This is a genomic window from Caulobacter sp. HMWF025, from assembly GCF_003060965.1.
GTDB lineage: Bacteria > Pseudomonadota > Alphaproteobacteria > Caulobacterales > Caulobacteraceae > Caulobacter.
Map to the genome: position 1 here is coordinate 18,740 of NZ_QAII01000103.1, position 18,335 is coordinate 37,074.

Consider the following 18,335-nt stretch of genomic DNA (forward strand, 5'->3'; position numbering starts at 1 on the left):
CGTGCCCTACAAGAACTGGCAGCCGGCGGTAGCGGGTTTCATCCTGTTGTCGGACTTCCGTCAGGCGGCGGGCCTGTCGGAAGCCAAGCCGGTCAGCACGATCGAACGCATGGCCAAGACCCGCAAGGTCAAGATCAAGGCCATGGGGCAGTACCGCCTGGGCCCGGTGCTCGGCAGCGTCGGCAAGCTGTCGCCCGAGGGGCAACTGGCCTGCCTGCGCGATACCCTCGACGAGCTGGAATACGACGGCGAGCGCCCCACGACGATCGGCCGGGACTGGGCCGAGGGCGACCTCGCCTCGGTCAGGGCCCGCTACTCGGCCAGCGCCGCCCAGAGGTGCCTGATGCGCGCGCCGGGCGGCAACACCCTGCTGGCCGACCAGATCGCCCAGTCTGCCAGGACCCTGTCCGAGGCCCTCGACCACGGCGGCGTGACGGTCGCGGTCGTCGATCTGGCCTTCCTGCTGCCGGCCAACGGGGTTCTCGATCGCCTAAGGGCGAGCGGGGCCACCATCACCTCGCCGCCTGACTAGAGGAAATACCCCATGCGCATCTGGCTGGCGGTTGCCGCCCTCACCCTGACCCTGACCACCGCCGCCCGGGCCGAGGTCGTTGATGCGACGCCGGGCGGCTTCCAGGTTCGTCAGTCGGTCGAGATCGCCGCCCCGGCCGCCCGGGTCTGGGCCAGCCTGGTGCAACCGGCCCTGTGGTGGGACCCGCGCCACACCTGGTCCGGCTCGGCCGCCAATCTCTCGCTGGCGGCGGCCTCAGGGGGCTGTTTCTGCGAGCGTCTGCCCGGGGGCGGCTCGGTGATGCACATGAGCACGGTCCATGCCGCGCCCAATGCGAGGCTGACCCTGTTCGGCGCGCTCGGCCCCCTGCAGAACACCGGCGCGGCCGGTCACCTGAACATCCTGCTCTCCGAGAAGGACGGCAGGACCACCGTCACCCTCACCTATGATGTCGGCGGCTATATGAAGGGCGGGCTCGCCACCCTGGCCGCGCCCGTCGACGGCGTGCTGGGCCAGCAGATCCAGCGGCTCAAAGGTCAGGTTGAAACGGGGAAGGCCGGCTAGGCCCTGAGGACCCGGTCCGGCCCGTCGGCACAAAAAAGGCGGCCCCGAGAGACCGCCTCTTTCTATCTTGCCGGCAGCGAAGCCTAGCTGGCGGCGGCCAGGTCGTCGTCGCTGGCCCCCAGCAGCGCCATCTGCAGGCGGGCCCGGTCGCGGCGGGCCGCTTCCAGGGCGCCTTCGGCCAGGGCGGCTTCCGAGGTCAGGCGATCGATCTGGGTCTGAAGTTCGGCGATCTTGTCCTCGTGCTGGCGGCGAGCCTCGTCCTGCGACTGCTGCAGCGTCTCGAGACGGATGCGCAGCTGGTTCTCGCGCTCTTCCGACCGCTTGAGGGTCTTTTCGTGGGCGACCGCGCTCTTGGCCAGCTGGTCCGCGCGCTCGATGGCCGCAGCACGGGCGGTGTCGACACCGGCATGACGCTGGCGCAGACCATCGCTTTCCTCTTCCAGGCTGCGAATGCGCTCAAGTGCCCGCTCGAGGGCGACGTTGAGGTCGCCGGCCCGGCGCTCGACAGCCTGCTGCTGGGCGCTGGACTCGGCGAGGCGCGTGGCCATCTGGCCGTTCATCTCTTCCAGCTTGTCGGCCCGACCGGTGGCGGTCTCCAGGCGGGTCTGCAGGGCCGAGATCTCGGCACGGCCGGTCTCGACCTGGCTCTCAAGGCCACGGATCGTGCGGCTGCTGTCGGTCTGATGCACCGAAAGGGCGTTCTCGGCGGCCTGCAGGCGAGCCCGCTCGGCGGCAATCTGAGCTTCCAGATCGGTCTCGACCCGCGACAGACGCGCAACATCGAAGCCGGCCTGATCGAGGCGCTTCTTCAGGGTGGCGACCTCTTCGGTCAGCAGGGCATTCTGCTGCTGGACGCGGGCCAGCGAGGCCTCGGCTTCGCCACGGCGAGCGTCGATGTCCTGGCTCTGGACGCGCAGGGTATCAACGTCCTGCACGAGATGCTCGATCCGGGCATTGGCGTCCCGCAGCGAGGCGTCCAGGCTGCCGGCCTTCAGGTCCGACTGCAGCAGGCCATTGCGCAGGCGATCAATTTCTAGGGCGCTGTCTTCGAGGGCCGTGTCCTGGGCCTGCCGGCGGGCGTCGGATTCGCCGAGCGCCGTTTCAGTCTGCTGCAGGCGCGCAGCGGTTTCACGCTCTTCGGCCTTGGCAACCGCAGCCTGCCGCAGGGCCATTTCGTAATTGGCCCGCAGGGCGATCAGCTCGGCATGTTCGGCCCGGCGGGCCTCGAATTCCTCGGCGACCGGCTGGCGGATCTCGCTGAGCAGCGGCTCGATGGCGCGCAGGTGCTCGACGACGCGGGCGATGCTGTCGAGCCCGCCGTGAATGGTTTCGTAGCGGACGCCGATGGCCTGGGTGGACTCGATCAGACGGTCGGCACCCTCGGGGCGGCCGACGCCTTCGACCAGCATGGCCGGCTTCACCGTCTTGGTGTCACGGACGTTCTTGGACAGCAGCCTCATCTCGCCCACCTTCTCACGAACCGCGCGACGACACCCGGCGTGCCGTAACGGCCTCGCGACCGCGCAGAATCATTTTAACAATCGTTAACAGATTAGCTTGCGCGCCCGAATGCTGTCGAGGCGAAGATCGTGTGAAGCTTGGGGACGCATTGCCGCAGAGCGCGTTTTTGGGCGCCGTCGCAGGCTCTCCAGAGGAAAGCCATGCAACGGCACCCGGACGCTAAGGCCTGACTCAGGCTGCGGCCTGCTCGGCGGCCGCAACCGGCTCCAGCCGGATCAGGTAGTCAAAGGCCGAAAGCGCCGCCTTGGAGCCCTCGCCCATGGCGATGATGATCTGCTTGTAGGGCGTGGTCGTCGCGTCCCCGGCCGCGAAGACCCCGGGGAGCGAGGTCTCGCCGCGCTGATCCACCTCGATTTCGCCGCGCGGGCTCAGGGCAATACCGCTGTCCTTCAGCCATTCGGTATTGGGCACCAGGCCGATCTGCACGAAGACACCGTCCAGGTCGACCCGGTGCAGGCTGTCGCTGCCCCGGTCCTTGTAGCTCAGGCCCGTCACGCGGCTGCCGTCGCCATGGATCTCGGTGGTCATGGCCGAGGTGACGATCGTCACGTTCGGCAGGCTGGCCAGCTTGCGCTGCAGGACAGCATCGGCCCGCAGCTGGCCGTCGAACTCGATCAGGGTGACATGGGCGACGATGCCGGCCAGATCGATCGCGGCCTCGACGCCGCTGTTGCCGCCGCCGATCACCGAGACGCGCTTGCCCTTGAAAAGTGGGCCGTCGCAGTGCGGGCAATAGGCCACACCACGGTTCTTGTACTCGGCCTCACCGGGCACATTGACGTTCCGCCAGCGGGCTCCGGTGGACAGGATGACGCTGCGGGCCGACAGGCTGGCCCCGTTCTCGAGCTCGACCTCGATCAGGCCGCCCGGAGACGCGGCCGGGACGAGCCCCACGGCCTTCTGCAGGTTCATGATGTCGACATCGTAGTCCCTGACGTGCTGTTCCAGGCCCGAGACCAGCTTGGGCCCTTCGGTGTGCGAGACCGAGATGAAGTTCTCGATGGCCATGGTGTCCAGCACCTGGCCGCCGAAGCGCTCGGCTGCAATGCCCGTGCGAATACCCTTGCGGGCCGCATAGATGGCTGCGGCCGCACCGGCCGGCCCCCCGCCGATCACCAGAACGTCGAAGGCGGCCTTGGCGCGGATCTTGTCGGCCATGCGGTCGGCCGCGCCGGTGTCGAGCTTGGCCAGGATCTGTTCCAGGTCCATGCGCCCCTGGCCGAACGGCTGGCCGTTCAGCAGGATGGTCGGCACGGCCATCACCTGGCGCGCCTCGACCTCGGCCTTGAACAGGGCCCCATCGATGGCGACGTGGCGGATTCGCGGGTTCAGGGCGCTCATCGTGTTAAGGGCCTGCACCACGTCCGGGCAGTTCTGGCAGGACTGCGAGAAATAGGTCTCGAAATGATAGTCGCCGTCGAGGTCGCGGACCCGGTCCAGGACCTCGGCCTCGAAGCGCGGCGGGTGGCCGCCCACATGCAGCAGGGCCAGGACCAGCGAGGTGAACTCGTGGCCCAGCGGCAGGCCGGCGAAGCGCACATCGGCATCGCCTGACGCCCGGGTGATGGCAAAGGACGGCTTGCGCGCGTCGTCGCCGTCAAAGCGGAGGCTGACCTTGTCGGAGGTGCTGGCCACGTCCTCGAGCAGGGCCCGCATGTCGCGCGCGCCGCTGCTGTCGTCGAGCGAGGCGACGAGCGTGATCGGCTGACGCAGGTTCTGCAGATAGGCGGTCAGCTGGGTCTTCAGGCTGGCGTCCAACATCGGAGGCTCCGGAGGCGAGGCGCACCTCTCCCGTCGGGAGACATGAGCCAGTTTTTCGAATGAGAAAATAGGGCGTCGCCGCGGGCTCCGTGGGGAGACGGCCAGCGGGCGGCGACGCCGGACCGCGACCCGCCAGGGGCCGCGGTCGGTCTACAGACTTAGATCTTGCCGACGAGGTCGAGCGAGGGGGCCAGGGTCTTCTCGCCCTCTTCCCACTTGGCCGGGCAGACTTCGCCCGGGTGCGAGGCGACGTACTGGGCGGCCTTGATCTTGCGGATCAGCTCGGCAGCGTTACGACCGATGCCTTCAGCGGTGATTTCCATGAACTGGATCACGCCTTCGGGATCGACCAGGAAGGTGCCGCGGTCGGCCAGGCCGACGCCTTCGCGCATGACCTCGAAGTTGTTGGTCACCAGGCCCGACGGGTCGCCGATCATGGTGTACTGGATCTTGCCGATGGCCGGCGAGCTGTCGTGCCAGGCCTTGTGCGAGAAGTGGGTGTCGGTCGAGACCGAATAGACCTCAACGCCCATCTTCTGCAGCTCGGGATAGTTGTCAGCCAGGTCTTCAAGCTCGGTCGGGCAGACGAAGGTGAAGTCGGCGGGGTAGAAGAACACGACGGACCACTTGCCCTTCAGGTCGGCGTCGCTGACCTCGATGAACTTGCCGGCCTTGAAGGCCGTCGCGGTGAAGGGTTTGATGGTGGTGTTGATCAAGGCCATGGAGAGCTCCCGTAAAAGGTGAGCGCACCTCTACGCCCCCGAGATGAATAGGTCCAATCGATTAAATCATTCATCAGGATAGATCTGATCTATGCAGAGAGGGCCGGCAGGCCTAGGCTGCGGCCATGCTCCCCACCCTGCGCCAGCTGCAATATCTCAAGCTTCTGTCCGAGCACGGCTCGTTCAGCCGGGCCGCCGAAAGCGCCCATGTCACCCAGCCGACCCTGTCGGCCGGAATCCAGGAGCTGGAAAAGATCCTGGGCGCGGCGGTCGTCGACCGGGCCCGGTCGGGGGTGATCCTGACCGCCGCCGGCCAGGAGGCCGTGCGCCGGGCCGAGGATATTCTCGCCCGGACCGAGGACCTGGTACAGGCGGCCCGTGGCGCGGGGCTGCCCCTGGCCGGGCGCTTCCGGCTAGGCGTCATTCCGACCGTGGCTCCCTATCTGCTGCCGAGGGCCCTGCCGGTGCTGCGGGACCGCTTCCCCAAGCTGCGCCTGTTCCTGCGCGAGGACCTGACCCAGCGCCTGATCGCCGCCCTGAAGGCCGGGGCCCTCGACGCCGCCCTGATCGCCCTGCCCTATGACATGACCGGTCTGGACTGGGCCCATGTCGAGGACGATGAACTTCTGGCGGCGGCGCCGGCCAATCACCCGATGTCGGCCTCGGTGCGGGTCGACCCCGACAGCCTGAAGAACGACGACCTGATCCTGCTCGAGGACGGCCACTGCCTGCGCGACCACGCCCTGGCGGCCTGCGGTCTGGAGCCGCCGCGCGGGGTCGGGGACGAAGAAAGCTTCGCCGCCACCTCCCTGCCGACCCTGGTGCAGATGATCGGCTCGGGCCTGGGCGTCTCCTTCCTGCCGGCCATGGCGGTCCACGCCGGTCTGACCGACAAGACCGCCGTCACGGTCCGCCCGCTGGATTCGGATCATTCCAGCCGCGAGATCGTGGTGGCCTGGCGAGCAGGCTCCAGCCGCGCCGCCGAGGGCCGCCTGCTGGCCGAGACCCTGCAGGCCGCCTGAGGCGGTCTCAGTGCAGGCCGCGCAGCAGGTCGATCCGGCGCATGGCCTTGCCGGGCAGCTCCGAGACCCGGCCCAGCGGCAGGGCCTCGGCCATCTGCCGTACGCCATAGGCGGCGCTGCGCACGAAGGTGGCCGGTGAGAGCGCGCCGAAGAAGCCGAAGACCACGGTCTGGCGGGCATTGGAGAGCTCGCGCTTGAACCGGTAGTCACCGGCCCCGAGGTCGAGATGGGTAAAACCCCCGCCGTGCATGGTCTTCAGGATGTCCTGGAACAGCATCAGGCCGGGGGAATAGCGCTCGAAGGCGGGATTGTGGGCGATCAGCCAGCCATGGATGGTGTGGACGCCGCGCAGATGCAGATGCACCGCCGCCAGCTCGCCGCCGAGGTGCAGGGTATAGAGCCCGCCGCCGAAGCCGGCCTCGCGGATGGCAAACAGGTCCTCGACCAGCTTCATCACCCAGGGCGTCCTGAAATAGTCGGTCTGGCCGGTCGCAACCAGCTGGCCGCGCTTCCAGGCGATCAGCTGATCGAAGGCGGACCGGTCATCCGACAGGGCGGTGAAGACCGCCGGACCGACCTCGCGCTCGGCCTTGCGGCGCTTCTTGTCGATGTCCTTTAGGACACCCGACCCCGCCGCCTTGCGCTGGGCCTCATAGGCCGCATAGCCGTCCGGCACCTCGACAATCCAGGAATCGGTTTGGCCGCGGCCGTGGCGGGCCAGGGTCTCGTCATCGGCCTGCATATGGCAAAAATCGAGGCGGGAGACGCCGAGTGCCGAGAGCAGGCCGCGCGGATCGACCGCGACACCCGGGCTCCCGACCAGGGCCTGATAGTCGCACATCGGCGCGCCGACCGGCATGGCGACGCCGTGACGGATCCGCACCGGCAGAAAACCGACCGGGCAACCGTCGTCGGTGCGCAGGATCGCGACCTTGATATCACAGGCCTTCTCGCCGGTCGCGGCCCGGGCCCGGGCGACGGCCGTGGTCCACAGCGGCGACAGGAAGGGCGAGTCGAGGCGCGGGACCCCCGCCTGCAGGCGCGACCAGTGGTCAGCGTCAGCAGGAGACAGGTCCGGGGCGGCAACGACGTCGATCTTCAAGGCGGGGCTCTGGGCGAAATCCGGGTCGGCTTTGTCAGACCCGATCCTCGCCCAGATAGATTTCCCCAGTGTTGACGACGCTCAACCGCGCGTAATCCGGAGCGAACGGATCAATCCATCAGCTTGCGCGACAGGTAGATGTATTCCATCGCCTGCCGCCGGGCGGTCTCGGCCAGATTGGCCGCCCCGGCATGGCCGCCGTCGATGTTCTCGTAATAGAGCACCGGATAGCCCAGCTCTTCCAGCCGCGCGGCGGCCTTGCGGGCATGGGCCGGATGGACGCGGTCGTCCTTGGTCGAGGTCTCGATGAACACCTCGGGATAGGGCTTGCCGGCCTTGAGGTTGGAATAGGGGTCGTACTTCTCGATCACGGCCCGCTCGGACGGAATGGCCGGGTCGCCATACTCGCCGACCCACGAGGCCCCGGCCCCGATCTGGCTGTAGCGGATCATGTCGAACAGCGGCACCTGCACGACGATGGCGTTGTAGAGCTCGGGGCGCTGGGTCAGGGCCACGCCCATCAGCAGGCCGCCGTTCGACCCGCCCATAATCCCCAGCCGCCGGGGCGAGGTGATCTTGCGGGTGATCAGGTCCTGGCTGACGGCGAAGAAGTCATCATAGACCTTCTGGCGGTTCTCTTTCAGGCCGGCCTCGTGCCAGGCGGGGCCGAACTCGCCGCCGCCGCGGATATTGGCCACCACATAGGTGCCGCCGCGCTCCAGCCACAGCTTGCCCATCACGCCCGAATAGCCCGGGGTCATCGGCACCTGGAAGCCGCCATAGGCATAGAGCAGGGTCGGGTTGGAGCCGTCATACTTCACGGCCTTGGGCCGCACGACGAAATAGGGGATCTTCACCCCGTCGCTGCTGGTCGCCTCGAACTGCTCGACCACATGGGTCGAGGCGTCGAAGCGGGCGGGCGAGGCCTTGACCTGCTCCAGCTTCAGCGTGCCGGCATCGGCCAGCCAGAAGGTCGAAGGCGTCAGATAGCCGGTGACGGTGACGAACAGGCGCTCGTCCTTCTCCGAGGTCGAGCCGAGGCCGATGCTGGAATTGGCCGGCAGGGCCAGGTCCTGCGACGTCCAGCCCTGGGCGCCGTGGGTCAGCACCCGGGCCGCGCCCTTGACGTTGTCAAGCAGGGCCACGACCAGTTTGGTGCGGGTGGTGGTGACGCTCTCGACCGACTGGCGGGCGGTGGGGCGCAGCACCAGGGTCGCCTTTGCCGCCGTCGGTGCGGCCTTCAGGGCGGCGAGGTCAAAGCTGATCAAATCACCGGTCTTGAAGCCCTTTTCCGCCCAGTCCTGCTCCATCAGCACGACCATCTGGCCGGCGACATAGCCCTGGATCGAGGCCTTCAGCGGCAAATCGAGCTTCACCGGCCCCTTGTCGGACAGCAGATAGTATTCGCTCTCGAAGAAGGTCACGCCCCGCGCGGCCATGACCGCCACGGTCTTGCCGTCGGCGTCGCGCAGCACGAAGGGACTGACCGACACGTCGGTCTCGGTGCCGCGATAGAGCTCGGTCGCGGCGCTCAGCGGCTGGCCGCGTTTGATGGTCTTCAGCACATAGGCATAGCCCGACTTGGTCACCTGGCCCGGTTCCCACTCGCGGGCCACCAGCAGGGTGTCCCTGTCCAGCCAGGTATAGTTCTGCTTGCCCTCGGGCAGTTCAAAGCCACCGGGCACGAAGCTCTTGGTCGTGGTGTCGAACTCGCGAACCGTGACGGCATCCTTGCCGCCGTTCGACAGGCTGAGCAGGCAGCGGGTGTCTTCCGGCGGCAGGCAGCCGGCTCCCTTGAACACCCAGTTGGCGTTCTCGGCCTTGGTCAGGGCGTCGATGTCGAGAATGGTCTCCCAGACCGGCTCGGCCGTGCGGTAGCTCTCCAGCGTGGTCTTGCGCCACAGGCCGCGCACGTGGGTGGCGTCCTGCCAGAAGTTGCGCAAGCTGCCGTCGCCGGCGAACGACACGCCCGGCACCCGGTCCTTGGCATTGAGGATGGCCAGGGCCTGGCTTTCCAGACCGGCATAGCGGGCGTCTCCCTGCAGGACCGGCATGGTCTTGGCGTTGCGGGCCTTGGCCCAGTCCATGGCCCGGGTGCCCTCGATCTCCTCCATCCAGAGATAGGGATCGGACTTGCCCAGCTCCGACAGGGGCGTGCGCACCTCGGTGGCCGGAGCGGCGGGTTCGGCAGCGTGGGAAGCGGTCATGAGGCTCGTGGAGGCGAGAAGGGCGAGGACAAGGCTACGCATCAGTTAGTGATCCATGAGCTGGCGCGACAGGTAGGTGTAGTGCAGGGCCCAGCGGCGGGCATTGGACTTCGGATCCGCACCATTGGCGTGGCCGCCGTCGGTATTTTCGAAATAGAGATGGTCGACCTTCAGATCATCCAGCCGGGCGGCGAACTTGCGGGCATGGCCGGGATGGACCCGGTCGTCCTTGGTCGAGGTGGTGATATAGGCCAGCGGGTATTTCATCCCGGCCTTCAGGTTCTGATAGGGCGAATAGGCCTCGATGAAGGCCCGTTCAGCGGGAATGTCGGGGTCGCCATATTCGCCGATCCACGAGGCGCCGGCCGGCAGCTTGGTGTAGCGGATCATGTCCAGCAGCGGGCTTTCGACCACCACCGCATTCCACAGGTCGGGCCGCTGGGTCAGGGCCACGCCCATCAGCAGGCCGCCATTGCTGCGGCCATAGGCCCCCAGGTGTCGCGGCGAGGTGATCTTCTTGCTGATCATGTCCTCGGCCACGGCGAAATAGTCGTCATAGGCGCGCTGGCGGTTGGCCTTCAGGGCCGCCTCGTGCCAGGCCGGACCGAACTCGCCGCCGCCCCGGATGTTGGCCACGGCATAGCTGCCGCCCTTCTCCAGCCACAGCTTGCCGATCAGCGGGTCATAGACCGGCAGTTTCGACAGGTTGAAGCCACCATAGGCGTGCAGCAGGGTCGGGTTTGAGCCGTCGTGTTTGTGACCCTTGGGATGGATCAGGAAGTAGGGAACCTTGGTGCCGTCCTTGCTGGTGGCGACCTTCTGCTCGACCTCAAGATTGCCGCCCTCGAACTGGGCCGGCAGGGCCTTGACGGTCTCGGCCCTGCCGCCGGCCGCATCGGCCAGTTTCAGCTGGGTCGGGGTGGTGAACCCCTCGACGCTATAGAAGATCTGGTCGCCCTCGTCGGCGGTCGAGCCCAGGGAGACCGAAGCGTTGGGCAGGCCGGGCAAGGTGGCCTTGGTCCAGGTCGCGCCCGCAGGTTTGAAGGTAAAGACCCCGCCGCGCACATTGTCATAGATCGCCGCGACCACCGTATGGTCGGTGACGGTCAGCTGGTCGACGGCCTGCACGGCAGTGGGCGCAAAGATCACGCTGGTCGCGAGCCCGGGGTCCGGCGTCACGGCGATGATCGAACCGGCCTTGGCCCCCAGGCCGTCCTCGTTCAGCTCGACGATCAGCCGGCCGTTCAGCAGGCCGGCGATATTGGCCTTTTGCGGCAGGGTCAGCGGCACCACCTTGCCGTCCGCCCAGACCTGACGCTCGGTGTGGAAGAAATCCGTCGCCCGCTCGATCAGCACCACCCGGTTGCCGGCCGCGTCGCGCAGCACATTGGGCCGGGCCGAGACGTCGCTCTTCTGACCCCGGAACACCTCGTCGGCCTGATCCAGCGGCTGACCGCGCTTCAGGGTCTTGATGACCATGCCGTAGCCGCTGTCGGTGGTGGTGCCGGGGCCCCAGTCGCGGGTCAGGATCAGGGTGTCGGGATCCAGCCATTCGACGGTCTGCTTGCCTTCGGGCAACAGGAAGCCGCCCGCGACGAAGCTCTTGCTGGTCAGGTCGAATTCGCGGACCTCGACGGCGTCCTTGCCGCCATTGGAGAGGTTGACCAGGCAGCGGTCATGGGTTTTCGGACGGCAGTCGGCCCCCTTCCAGATCCAGTTCTTGCCCTCGGCCTTGGCCAGGGCGTCCAGATCCAGCACCGTCTCCCAGACCGGTGCGGCGGTCTTGTAGGAGGCGAGCGTCGTGCGCCGCCAGATCCCGCGCACATGGGTCGCATCCTGCCAGAAGTTGAAGACGCTGGTGCCGATGAAGTTGGGCGCGGCGATGCGGTCTTTCGCCGACAGGATGGTCAGGGCCTGCGCCTGCAGCCCGGCGAAACGCGGATCGCCCGACAGCAGCGGCAGGGTCTTGGCGTTCTCCGCCTTAACCCAGGCCAGGCTGTCAGGGCTTTCCACCGCCTCCAGCGCCAGATGCGGGTCGCTGTCCTGCGCCAGGGCGGCACCGTGGGAGAGCAGGGTCAGGGCCAGGGCCCCGGCGGAACAGGTGCGAAGCAGGGTCATGGGGCGGGACGGTATCGGAAAATCTGACCCGCGCCAGAGCCTCCGGCCGGTGCAATTGACCACGTTCCGCGTTTGGTCTTGAAATCGCCAACCGGGTCGGGCGGTCTCCGGGCCACGCGGGGGGATGAAACATGGCCGATCCAGTCTGGACGACGGGGCTTGGGCGCCATCTGGCGACCGCAGTGACACTGGCGCTGTTGGTAGCCTGTCCGTTCGAAGCTCTGGCTGAAACACCTGCTGCACCACCCGAAGCCGGCGTCATGGTCGACCACGTGGCGCTGTACGTCGCCGATCTGGACGTCAGTGCGGCATTCTACAGCCAGGTTCTGGGCCTTGAAGAAATCCCGTCCGCCGCCAAGGGCCGGCGCTGGATGGCCCTGGGATCAGCGCAACTGCACCTGCTCGGAGGCCGCGCCGAACCGGTTCCGGATCAGAAGTCACGGCACATTGCCCTGACCACCCTGAGTCTTGAGCCCGTCATGAGCGCCCTGAAGGCGCGAGGCATGACCTGGGAGGATTTCGCAGGCCATGTCGGACAGATCAGCCAGACCCGCACCGACGGCGTCCGGCAGATCTTTTTCAAGGATCCCGATGGCTACTGGATCGAGGTCAACGACGCCGGAAAACTGTCCAGGCCCTGAGCCGACATTCTTGGCCCTCAGTCCTCAGCCGGGGTTAGCGGGCCAAACGGGCGCTGAGCCAGAAACGCCCTGACAGGATAGACCCGACCTCCGGAGCACCGGGAATCGTGGTGGGATCGATCACGACATCCAGTGTGGACCCGCCGTAGGTTCGAACCAGCGTCCACCAGAACTTGCCCCCACCTGCGGCATTGGTTCTGAACTCTGCCTTCAACACTGTCCCTGCGAAATCGGCATAGGCTTTCGGCAGTTTGGAGCCCTCCGGGATAAGGCCGCCGACGCTGGCCTTGTACATCCCGCTCGGGATGAAGAAGTCCGCAGCGTAGTAGAGCTGACTTCCGTCCTGCGACTTTATGTAGGCGGCCTCATTCGCAAACAGCGACGGCGCGTAGCTGAAGGCCGCAATCTCGAGGGTCACCTTGGCCCCAGGCACGAGGCTGGCCGCTTCGGCCGGATCGGCGAGATCAAAAACCAGCGGCGTTTCCTCGCCCCTGAACCGCGCCGTCATGGCCACCTCGAACGGCTTCCAGTCCGGATCGGAGACGTCCGCTGCGATGTCCACCTCGACGCGGCTCTCGCCGTCAAACCCGGGGTTCAGCGTGACGAGTTCCGCTGCGTTTTTGGTACCCTTGCGAAGCGCCAGCCTGAGTTCGCTGCCGGAAGGGTCCTTGACGAGGCAGACCATATCCCGGGGTGACAGCGCAGAGGCGGTGCATTTTGGCAGGTACTCACGCGTCAGGGTGCTCATCCAGGCAGGGTTCTGGAAATCGATCTCGAACCCAATGCTCGAGAAATGGGAAACTTCCACCTGGACCTCCACCGACGCTCGCCTGGCCTGCCGACCCCGTAATCGATCAACCCTAGCGGGATTTACCCGCCCGAGGACAGAGCCAAGCGCAGCATCCCCTGACGCCGCCGCGACTTTTCCCCTATATAGCCCCCACCATGAGCCGCACCTTTCTCAAGATGAACGGCCTCGGCAACGACTTCGTCGTGATCGAGACCGCCAGCCAGTCCTTCGAGCCCACGCCGGAGGAAATCCGCGCCATCGCCAAACGCGGTGACGGTGGCATCGGCTGCGACCAGGTGATCGCCATCGATCCGCCGCGCAGCGAAGGCGCGTCGGCCTATGTGCGGTTCTGGAATTCCGATGGCGACGCCGTCGGGGCCTGCGGCAACGGCACGCGCTGCGTGGCCTGGCTGCTGATGCAGTCCGCCGGCAAGGACAGCGTGGCCTTCGACACCGACGGCGGCCGTCTGTCGGGCCAGATGGCCGGCGACAGGCGGGTGACGGTCGACATGGGCCCGCCGGGCCTCGACTGGACCCAGATCCCCCTGTCCGAAGAGATGAACACCGAGCGGGTCGAGTTGCAGGTCGGTCCGATCGACGCGCCGCTGGTCCATACGCCGGTCTGCGTCTCGATGGGCAATCCGCATGTGGTGTTCTTCGTCGAGGCGCCGGTCACCGACGCCTTCGCCACCGGCACCGGCTCGCTGGTCGAGCATCACCCGCTGTTTCCGGAAGGCGTCAATGTCGGGTTTGCGCACATCGCCGCCCGCGATCACATCCAGCTGAAGGTCTGGGAACGCGGCGCGGGCCTGACGCTCGCCTGCGGTACCGGGGCCTGCGCCGCCCAGGTGGCCGCCGTGCGCCGGGGCCTGACTGATCGTGTCGCCACCGTCGAATTCGAGAGCGGGTCGCTGGTCATCGAATGGCGCGAGGCCGACGGCCACGTGATCATGACCGGCCCCATCACCATGGACTATGCCGGCAAGCTGCCGGAAAGGACCGCAGCATGAGCCTTCACCCCGCGCTTGAAGCCGGCAAGACCGCCGTCATCACCGGTGCCGCCGACGGCATCGGCCTGGCCGCCGCCAAGATCTTCCGCGCGCTGGGCCTGAACGTGGTGATGGCCGACGTCACCGGCCGCAAGCTGAAGCAGGAGGCCGAGGCCATCGGCGCCCTCGCCGTGCCCACCGACGTCGCCGACCGTGCGGCCGTCGAGGCCCTGAAGGCTGTCGCGATCGAAAAGTTCGGCGCGGTCGACGTGCTGATGAACAATGCCGGGGTCGGCGGTGGCGGCGACGCCTTTGCCGGCGACGACGCCTGGAGCCGCATCCTCGACGTCAATCTGTGGGGCGTGATCAACGGCGTGCAGGTGTTCGGCGAAGAGATGGCCCTGTCGGGTCGTCCCGGCCTGATCATCAATACCGGCTCCAAGCAGGGCATCACCCAGCCGCCCGGCGACACGGCCTACAACGTGTCAAAGTCGGCGGTGAAGGCCCTGACCGAAGGCCTGGCCCACACCCTGCGCCAGACCGAAGACTGCCAGGTCACCGCCCACCTGCTGATCCCGGGCTACACCTTCACCGGCATGACCAAGCGCGGTCCGGGCGGCAAGCCCGACGCGGCCTGGACGCCCGAGCAGGTCGTGCACTTCATGCTGGCCCGCATCGAGGCCGGCGACTTCTACATCCTGTGCCCCGACAACGACGTTACCCGCGCCGTCGACGAGAAGCGCATGGCCTGGGCCATGGGCGACATCATCGAAAACCGCCCGGCCCTGTCGCGCTGGCACCCCGACTGGAAGGACGCCTTCGCGGCGTTCGTGGACAGGCCGTGACGACCTATACCGTCATCGCCTCCAGGCCCAAGGCTCCCGCCGTCGGTGAGGAAGGTGGACCGGCGACCACGATGTCCGGCCCCGACGGCGTTGACGTCGTCACCTTCGGCTGCCGGCTGAACGCCTATGAGTCCGAGGCCATCCGCGCCCGCGCCTCGGCCGATGGCCTGTCGGACGCGGTGGTCTTCAACACCTGCGCCGTCACCAACGAGGCCGTGCGTCAGGCCCGGCAGGCGATCCGCAAGGCCCGTCGCGAGCGGCCCGACGCCCGGCTGATCGTCACCGGCTGCGCCGCCCAGATCGATCCGGCTGCCTTCGCCGCCATGCCCGAAGTCGACCTCGTTTTGGGCAATGCCGAGAAGGCCGCGCCCGGCGCGTTGCTCGACACCTCCACCCGCGTACGGGTCAATGACATCATGTCGATCAGGGAGACCGCCGGTCACCTGATCGCCGGCCTCAAGGACCGCGCCCGGGCCTATGTCGAGGTCCAGAACGGCTGCGACCACCGCTGCACCTTCTGCATCATCCCGTTCGGACGCGGCAATTCCCGCTCGGCTCCGGCCGGTGAGGTGGTCGAACAGATCCGCCGGCTGGCGACCGAGGGCTATAACGAGGTGGTGCTGACCGGGGTCGATGTCACCTCGTGGGGCACCGACCTGCCGGGCCAGCCGACCCTTGGCCAGCTGGTCGGCCGGATCCTCAAGCTGGTCCCCGACCTGCCGCGCCTGCGCCTGTCGTCGATCGACGCGGCCGAGATCGATCCCGACCTGTTCAGGCTGCTCGAGACCGAGCCGCGGCTGATGCCCTATCTGCACCTGTCGCTGCAGGCCGGCGACAACATGATCCTCAAGCGGATGAAGCGCCGCCACAGCCGCGAGGACGCCCTGAAGCTGGTGGCCGAGGTGCGCCGGGTGCGCCCCGACACCGCCTTCGGCGCCGACCTGATCGCCGGCTTCCCGACCGAGACCGAAGAGGCGTTCGAAAACACCCTGAAGCTGGTCGAGGAGGCGGGGCTCGCCTTCCTGCACGTCTTCCCCTACAGCGCCCGCCCCGGCACGCCGGCCGCGCGGATGCCGCCGGTCAAGGGCCCGGTGATCAAGGACCGCGCCCGCCGTCTGCGCGAAGCCGGTCAGGCCGGTCTTGAACGTCACCTGCAGCGCCAGGTCGGCCGCGTGCTGTCAGGCCTGGTCGAGCGCGACGGCATCGCCCGGGGCGAGGACTTCACCGAGATCGCCTTTGCGGGCGAGGCCCCGCAGGGCCAGATCGTCGCCTTCCGCGTCACCGGCCATGACGGGTCGCGGGTGCTCGCCGAGCAGGTCGCCTAGCCCCCGACAAACAGCTCCCGCGAGGGGCAGAGATCGGCGATCTTGCAGATCTCGCATTTGGGCCGGCGGGCCAGGCAGACATAACGGCCGTGCAGGATCATCCAGTGATGGGCCCGGGTCTGGTAGGGGCCAGGGACGATCCGCATCAGGTCCTCCTCGACCCGATCGGGCACCTTGCCGGCTGACAGTTTCAGGCGGTGGGCGACCCGGAACACATGGGTGTCGACGGCGATCGCCGGTTCGATGTCCAGCTCATTGAGCACCACGCTGGCAGTCTTGCGGCCCACCCCCGGCAGGTTTTCCAGATCGGCGCGGTTCAGCGGCACCTCGCCGCCATGCTGCTCGACCAGGATCCTGGCCGCCGCCATCACGTTCCTGGCCTTGCTGCGGAACAGGCCGATCGAGGCGATGTAGCGGGTCAGTTCCGCCTCGCCCAGCTCGAGCATCTTCTCCGCACTGTCAGCCACGGCGAACAGCGGCCCGGTGGCCTTGTTGACCTGCACGTCGGTGGCCTGGGCCGACAGGGCCACGGCGGTCACCAGGGTATAGGGGTTGGAATAGTGCAGCTCGGTCTTGGGATGCAGGTCGAGGCTCTCGAAGCGGTCAAACAGCACGGCCACGCGCGTGCGTTCGGCGGGCGAGATCCGTTTGACGGCAGGGCGTTTGCGGACGGGTTTCTTCAGCGGAGCCATGGGCCGCGACCATGGCGTGATGCGCCCCCCTCGCCAAGCCGTGCAGGCGTGCCTAAATGATCGCCATGGCCGCGCCCCTTTACATGGATGCCGTGATCACCCCCAACCGCTCGCTGAGCCGGCAGGGCCTGCGCATCGTTCTGGGCGTGGTGATCGCCTTCAACCTGCTGATCGCCGTCTTCCTGCTGGTGCTGGGCGCGCCGCCGGTCCTGCCGTTCCTGGGTCTCGACGTCCTGGCCATCTGGTGGGCCCTGCGGACCAGCTTCCGCGCCGCCGAGCGCCGGGAGCGGGTGCGGGTCACCGCCGAGGCCGTGACGGTCAGTCGCGAGGACGAGCGGGGCGCGCGGGTGATCTGGACCTCGCCCACCGCCTTTACAGGCGTCGATGTCGACCAGCCCGGCGAGCACGAAGCGCGGGTGCGGATCCGCATCTATCGCCGCCGCCTGACCCTGGGCCGAGCGCTCAGCCCGCCCGAGCGGGTCGAATTCGGAGATGCCCTGCGCCAGGCGATCCGCGATGCCCGGTCCGAGCGCTATCCGCACGCCGGCGTCAGCGCCTGAGCAAGAACCGGGCGGACAGCCTTCAGCCCCGGCGCTAGGGTTTGCGCATGGCCCTCGACCTTCACCCCTCCCAGGACTTCGCCCGGCTGACCGAACGCTCGGCCGACTATCACCGCATGGCGGTGGCCCTCGACTGGCTGGCGGAGCGCTGGCAGGAGCGGCCCTCGCTGGACGAGGCCGCCGAGGCGGTCGGCCTGTCGCCGTTCCATTTCCAGCGGATCTTCACCCGCTGGGCCGGGGTCAGCCCCAAGACCTTTGTCTCGGCCATCGCCCATGCCGAGGCGCGGCGCTCGCTGGAGGCCGGGGCCAGCGTGCTCGACGCGGCCTATGACGCCGGCCTGTCGGGCCCCTCGCGCCTGCATGACCTGTTCATCGCCCAGGAAGCGGTCACCCCGGGCGAGGTCCGCCGTCGCGGCGAGGGCATGACCCTCCGCCATGGCTGGGCCCCCACCCCGTTCGGCCGGGGCCTGTTCGTGATGGCCGAGCGCGGCCTGGCCGGTCTGGCCTTTTCGGACGGCGATGATGAGGCCACCCATGCCGACATGCACCGGCGCTTTCCCGCGGCCGACTGGGTCCGCGACGACGCCGTCGCAGCGGCCGCCGCCGTCCAGGCCTTTGCCGGCGGCCATGGGCCCATGCCGCTGGTCCTGATCGGCTCGCCGTTTCACATCCAGGTCTGGAAGGCCCTGCTGCGCATCCCCGCCGGAGCGACCTCGACCTACGGCCAGATCGCCGCCTGGGCGGGCAAGCCCCGCGCCTACCAGGCCACCGGCGGCGCGATCGGGGCCAATCCGATCTCGCTGCTCATCCCCTGCCACCGGGCCATCGCCAAGGACGGCCGGCTGACCGGCTATCACTGGGGCCTGGCCCGCAAGGCGGCCATGCTGGGCATAGAGGCGGTTGCGGCGGCGGGATAAGGGAACTTGCCCCCTACTGATCGCTTCGCGATCGTCTTCCCCCGAAGG

General features: G+C 67.8%; 17 protein-coding genes. 9 read left to right on the forward strand and 8 right to left on the reverse strand.

Features of this window, described 5'->3' with window-relative positions; all coding sequences use genetic code 11:
• The coding region (locus DBR10_RS20010; protein WP_233243378.1) for a TraB/GumN family protein at positions 1–532 on the forward strand (532 nt) is incomplete at its 5' end.
• A gap of 12 nt (positions 533–544) precedes the next feature.
• The gene (locus DBR10_RS11145; RefSeq protein ID WP_108506189.1) at positions 545–1,075 is read left to right on the forward strand and encodes an SRPBCC family protein; all 531 of its coding nucleotides are present in this window, start codon (positions 545–547) and stop codon (positions 1,073–1,075) included.
• An 83-nt stretch (positions 1,076–1,158) separates the two neighbouring features.
• On the opposite strand, the gene DBR10_RS11150 is transcribed toward DBR10_RS11145, so the two are convergent.
• From DBR10_RS11150 to ahpC, 3 genes are all read right to left on the reverse strand, one after another.
• The gene (locus DBR10_RS11150; RefSeq protein ID WP_108556344.1) at positions 1,159–2,535 is read right to left on the reverse strand and encodes an intermediate filament-like cell shape determinant CreS; all 1,377 of its coding nucleotides are present in this window, start codon (positions 2,533–2,535) and stop codon (positions 1,159–1,161) included.
• 232 nt (positions 2,536–2,767) lie between these two features.
• On the reverse strand, positions 2,768–4,357 hold the full coding sequence (gene ahpF / locus DBR10_RS11155; protein ID WP_108506190.1) for an alkyl hydroperoxide reductase subunit F: 1,590 nt from the start codon (positions 4,355–4,357) through the stop codon (positions 2,768–2,770).
• Between the two features lie 158 nt (positions 4,358–4,515).
• A complete protein-coding gene (gene ahpC / locus DBR10_RS11160; protein ID WP_108506191.1) occupies positions 4,516–5,079 on the reverse strand; it encodes an alkyl hydroperoxide reductase subunit C in 564 nt (187 codons plus the stop codon).
• A 125-nt stretch (positions 5,080–5,204) separates the two neighbouring features.
• Between ahpC and DBR10_RS11165 the strand changes: the two genes are divergently transcribed.
• The gene (locus tag DBR10_RS11165; protein WP_108506192.1) at positions 5,205–6,101 is read left to right on the forward strand and encodes a hydrogen peroxide-inducible genes activator; all 897 of its coding nucleotides are present in this window, start codon (positions 5,205–5,207) and stop codon (positions 6,099–6,101) included.
• A 7-nt stretch (positions 6,102–6,108) separates the two neighbouring features.
• Here the strand turns inward: DBR10_RS11165 and DBR10_RS11170 are convergent, their stop codons facing one another.
• The 3 genes from DBR10_RS11170 to DBR10_RS11180 form a co-directional block, all read right to left on the reverse strand.
• Positions 6,109–7,203: a GNAT family N-acetyltransferase gene (locus tag DBR10_RS11170; protein WP_108506193.1), complete on the reverse strand. Its 1,095-nt coding sequence runs from the start codon at positions 7,201–7,203 to the stop codon at positions 6,109–6,111.
• Between the two features lie 110 nt (positions 7,204–7,313).
• Positions 7,314–9,452, reverse strand: coding sequence for a prolyl oligopeptidase family serine peptidase (locus tag DBR10_RS11175; protein WP_108506194.1), 2,139 nt, complete (start codon positions 9,450–9,452; stop codon positions 7,314–7,316).
• Between the two features lie 3 nt (positions 9,453–9,455).
• Positions 9,456–11,528 (reverse strand): prolyl oligopeptidase family serine peptidase, encoded by a 2,073-nt coding sequence (locus tag DBR10_RS11180; protein WP_108506195.1) that lies wholly within the window; start codon positions 11,526–11,528, stop codon positions 9,456–9,458.
• Positions 11,529–11,659: 131 nt separating this feature from the next.
• Here DBR10_RS11180 and DBR10_RS11185 point away from each other — a divergent pair, with 131 nt between their 5' ends.
• The gene (locus DBR10_RS11185) at positions 11,660–12,169 is read left to right on the forward strand and encodes a VOC family protein (protein WP_108490612.1); all 510 of its coding nucleotides are present in this window, start codon (positions 11,660–11,662) and stop codon (positions 12,167–12,169) included.
• 34 nt (positions 12,170–12,203) lie between these two features.
• Here DBR10_RS11185 and DBR10_RS11190 read toward each other — a convergent pair whose 3' ends face one another.
• On the reverse strand, positions 12,204–12,977 hold the full coding sequence (locus DBR10_RS11190; protein ID WP_146184217.1) for a hypothetical protein: 774 nt from the start codon (positions 12,975–12,977) through the stop codon (positions 12,204–12,206).
• A 137-nt stretch (positions 12,978–13,114) separates the two neighbouring features.
• Between DBR10_RS11190 and dapF the strand changes: the two genes are divergently transcribed.
• Genes dapF through mtaB form a run of 3 tightly spaced genes read left to right on the forward strand, consistent with a single transcriptional unit; the run spans position 13,115 to position 16,118 of the window.
• The gene (gene dapF / locus DBR10_RS11195) at positions 13,115–13,969 is read left to right on the forward strand and encodes a diaminopimelate epimerase (protein ID WP_108506197.1); all 855 of its coding nucleotides are present in this window, start codon (positions 13,115–13,117) and stop codon (positions 13,967–13,969) included.
• Positions 13,882–14,793, forward strand: coding sequence for an SDR family NAD(P)-dependent oxidoreductase (locus tag DBR10_RS11200; protein WP_199223658.1), 912 nt, complete (start codon positions 13,882–13,884; stop codon positions 14,791–14,793). The genes dapF and DBR10_RS11200 overlap by 88 nt, the downstream gene beginning before the upstream one ends.
• Positions 14,790–16,118, forward strand: a complete 1,329-nt coding sequence (gene mtaB, locus DBR10_RS11205; RefSeq protein WP_108506199.1) for a tRNA (N(6)-L-threonylcarbamoyladenosine(37)-C(2))-methylthiotransferase MtaB — start codon at positions 14,790–14,792, stop codon at positions 16,116–16,118. Before DBR10_RS11200 ends, mtaB begins: the two co-directional genes overlap by 4 nt.
• Here mtaB and nth read toward each other — a convergent pair.
• Positions 16,115–16,810 carry an endonuclease III gene (gene nth / locus DBR10_RS11210; protein ID WP_108490356.1) on the reverse strand — a complete coding sequence of 232 codons (696 nt, stop codon included), beginning with the start codon at positions 16,808–16,810 and terminating at the stop codon, positions 16,115–16,117. The two genes, mtaB and nth, sit on opposite strands and share 4 nt — an antisense overlap.
• 65 nt (positions 16,811–16,875) lie before the next feature.
• Between nth and DBR10_RS11215 the strand changes: the two genes are divergently transcribed.
• Positions 16,876–17,370, forward strand: coding sequence for a DUF2244 domain-containing protein (locus DBR10_RS11215; protein ID WP_108490357.1), 495 nt, complete (start codon positions 16,876–16,878; stop codon positions 17,368–17,370).
• Between the two features lie 47 nt (positions 17,371–17,417).
• On the forward strand, positions 17,418–18,287 hold the full coding sequence (locus tag DBR10_RS11220) for a methylated-DNA--[protein]-cysteine S-methyltransferase (protein WP_108506226.1): 870 nt from the start codon (positions 17,418–17,420) through the stop codon (positions 18,285–18,287).
• Positions 18,288–18,335: the final 48 nt, after the last annotated feature.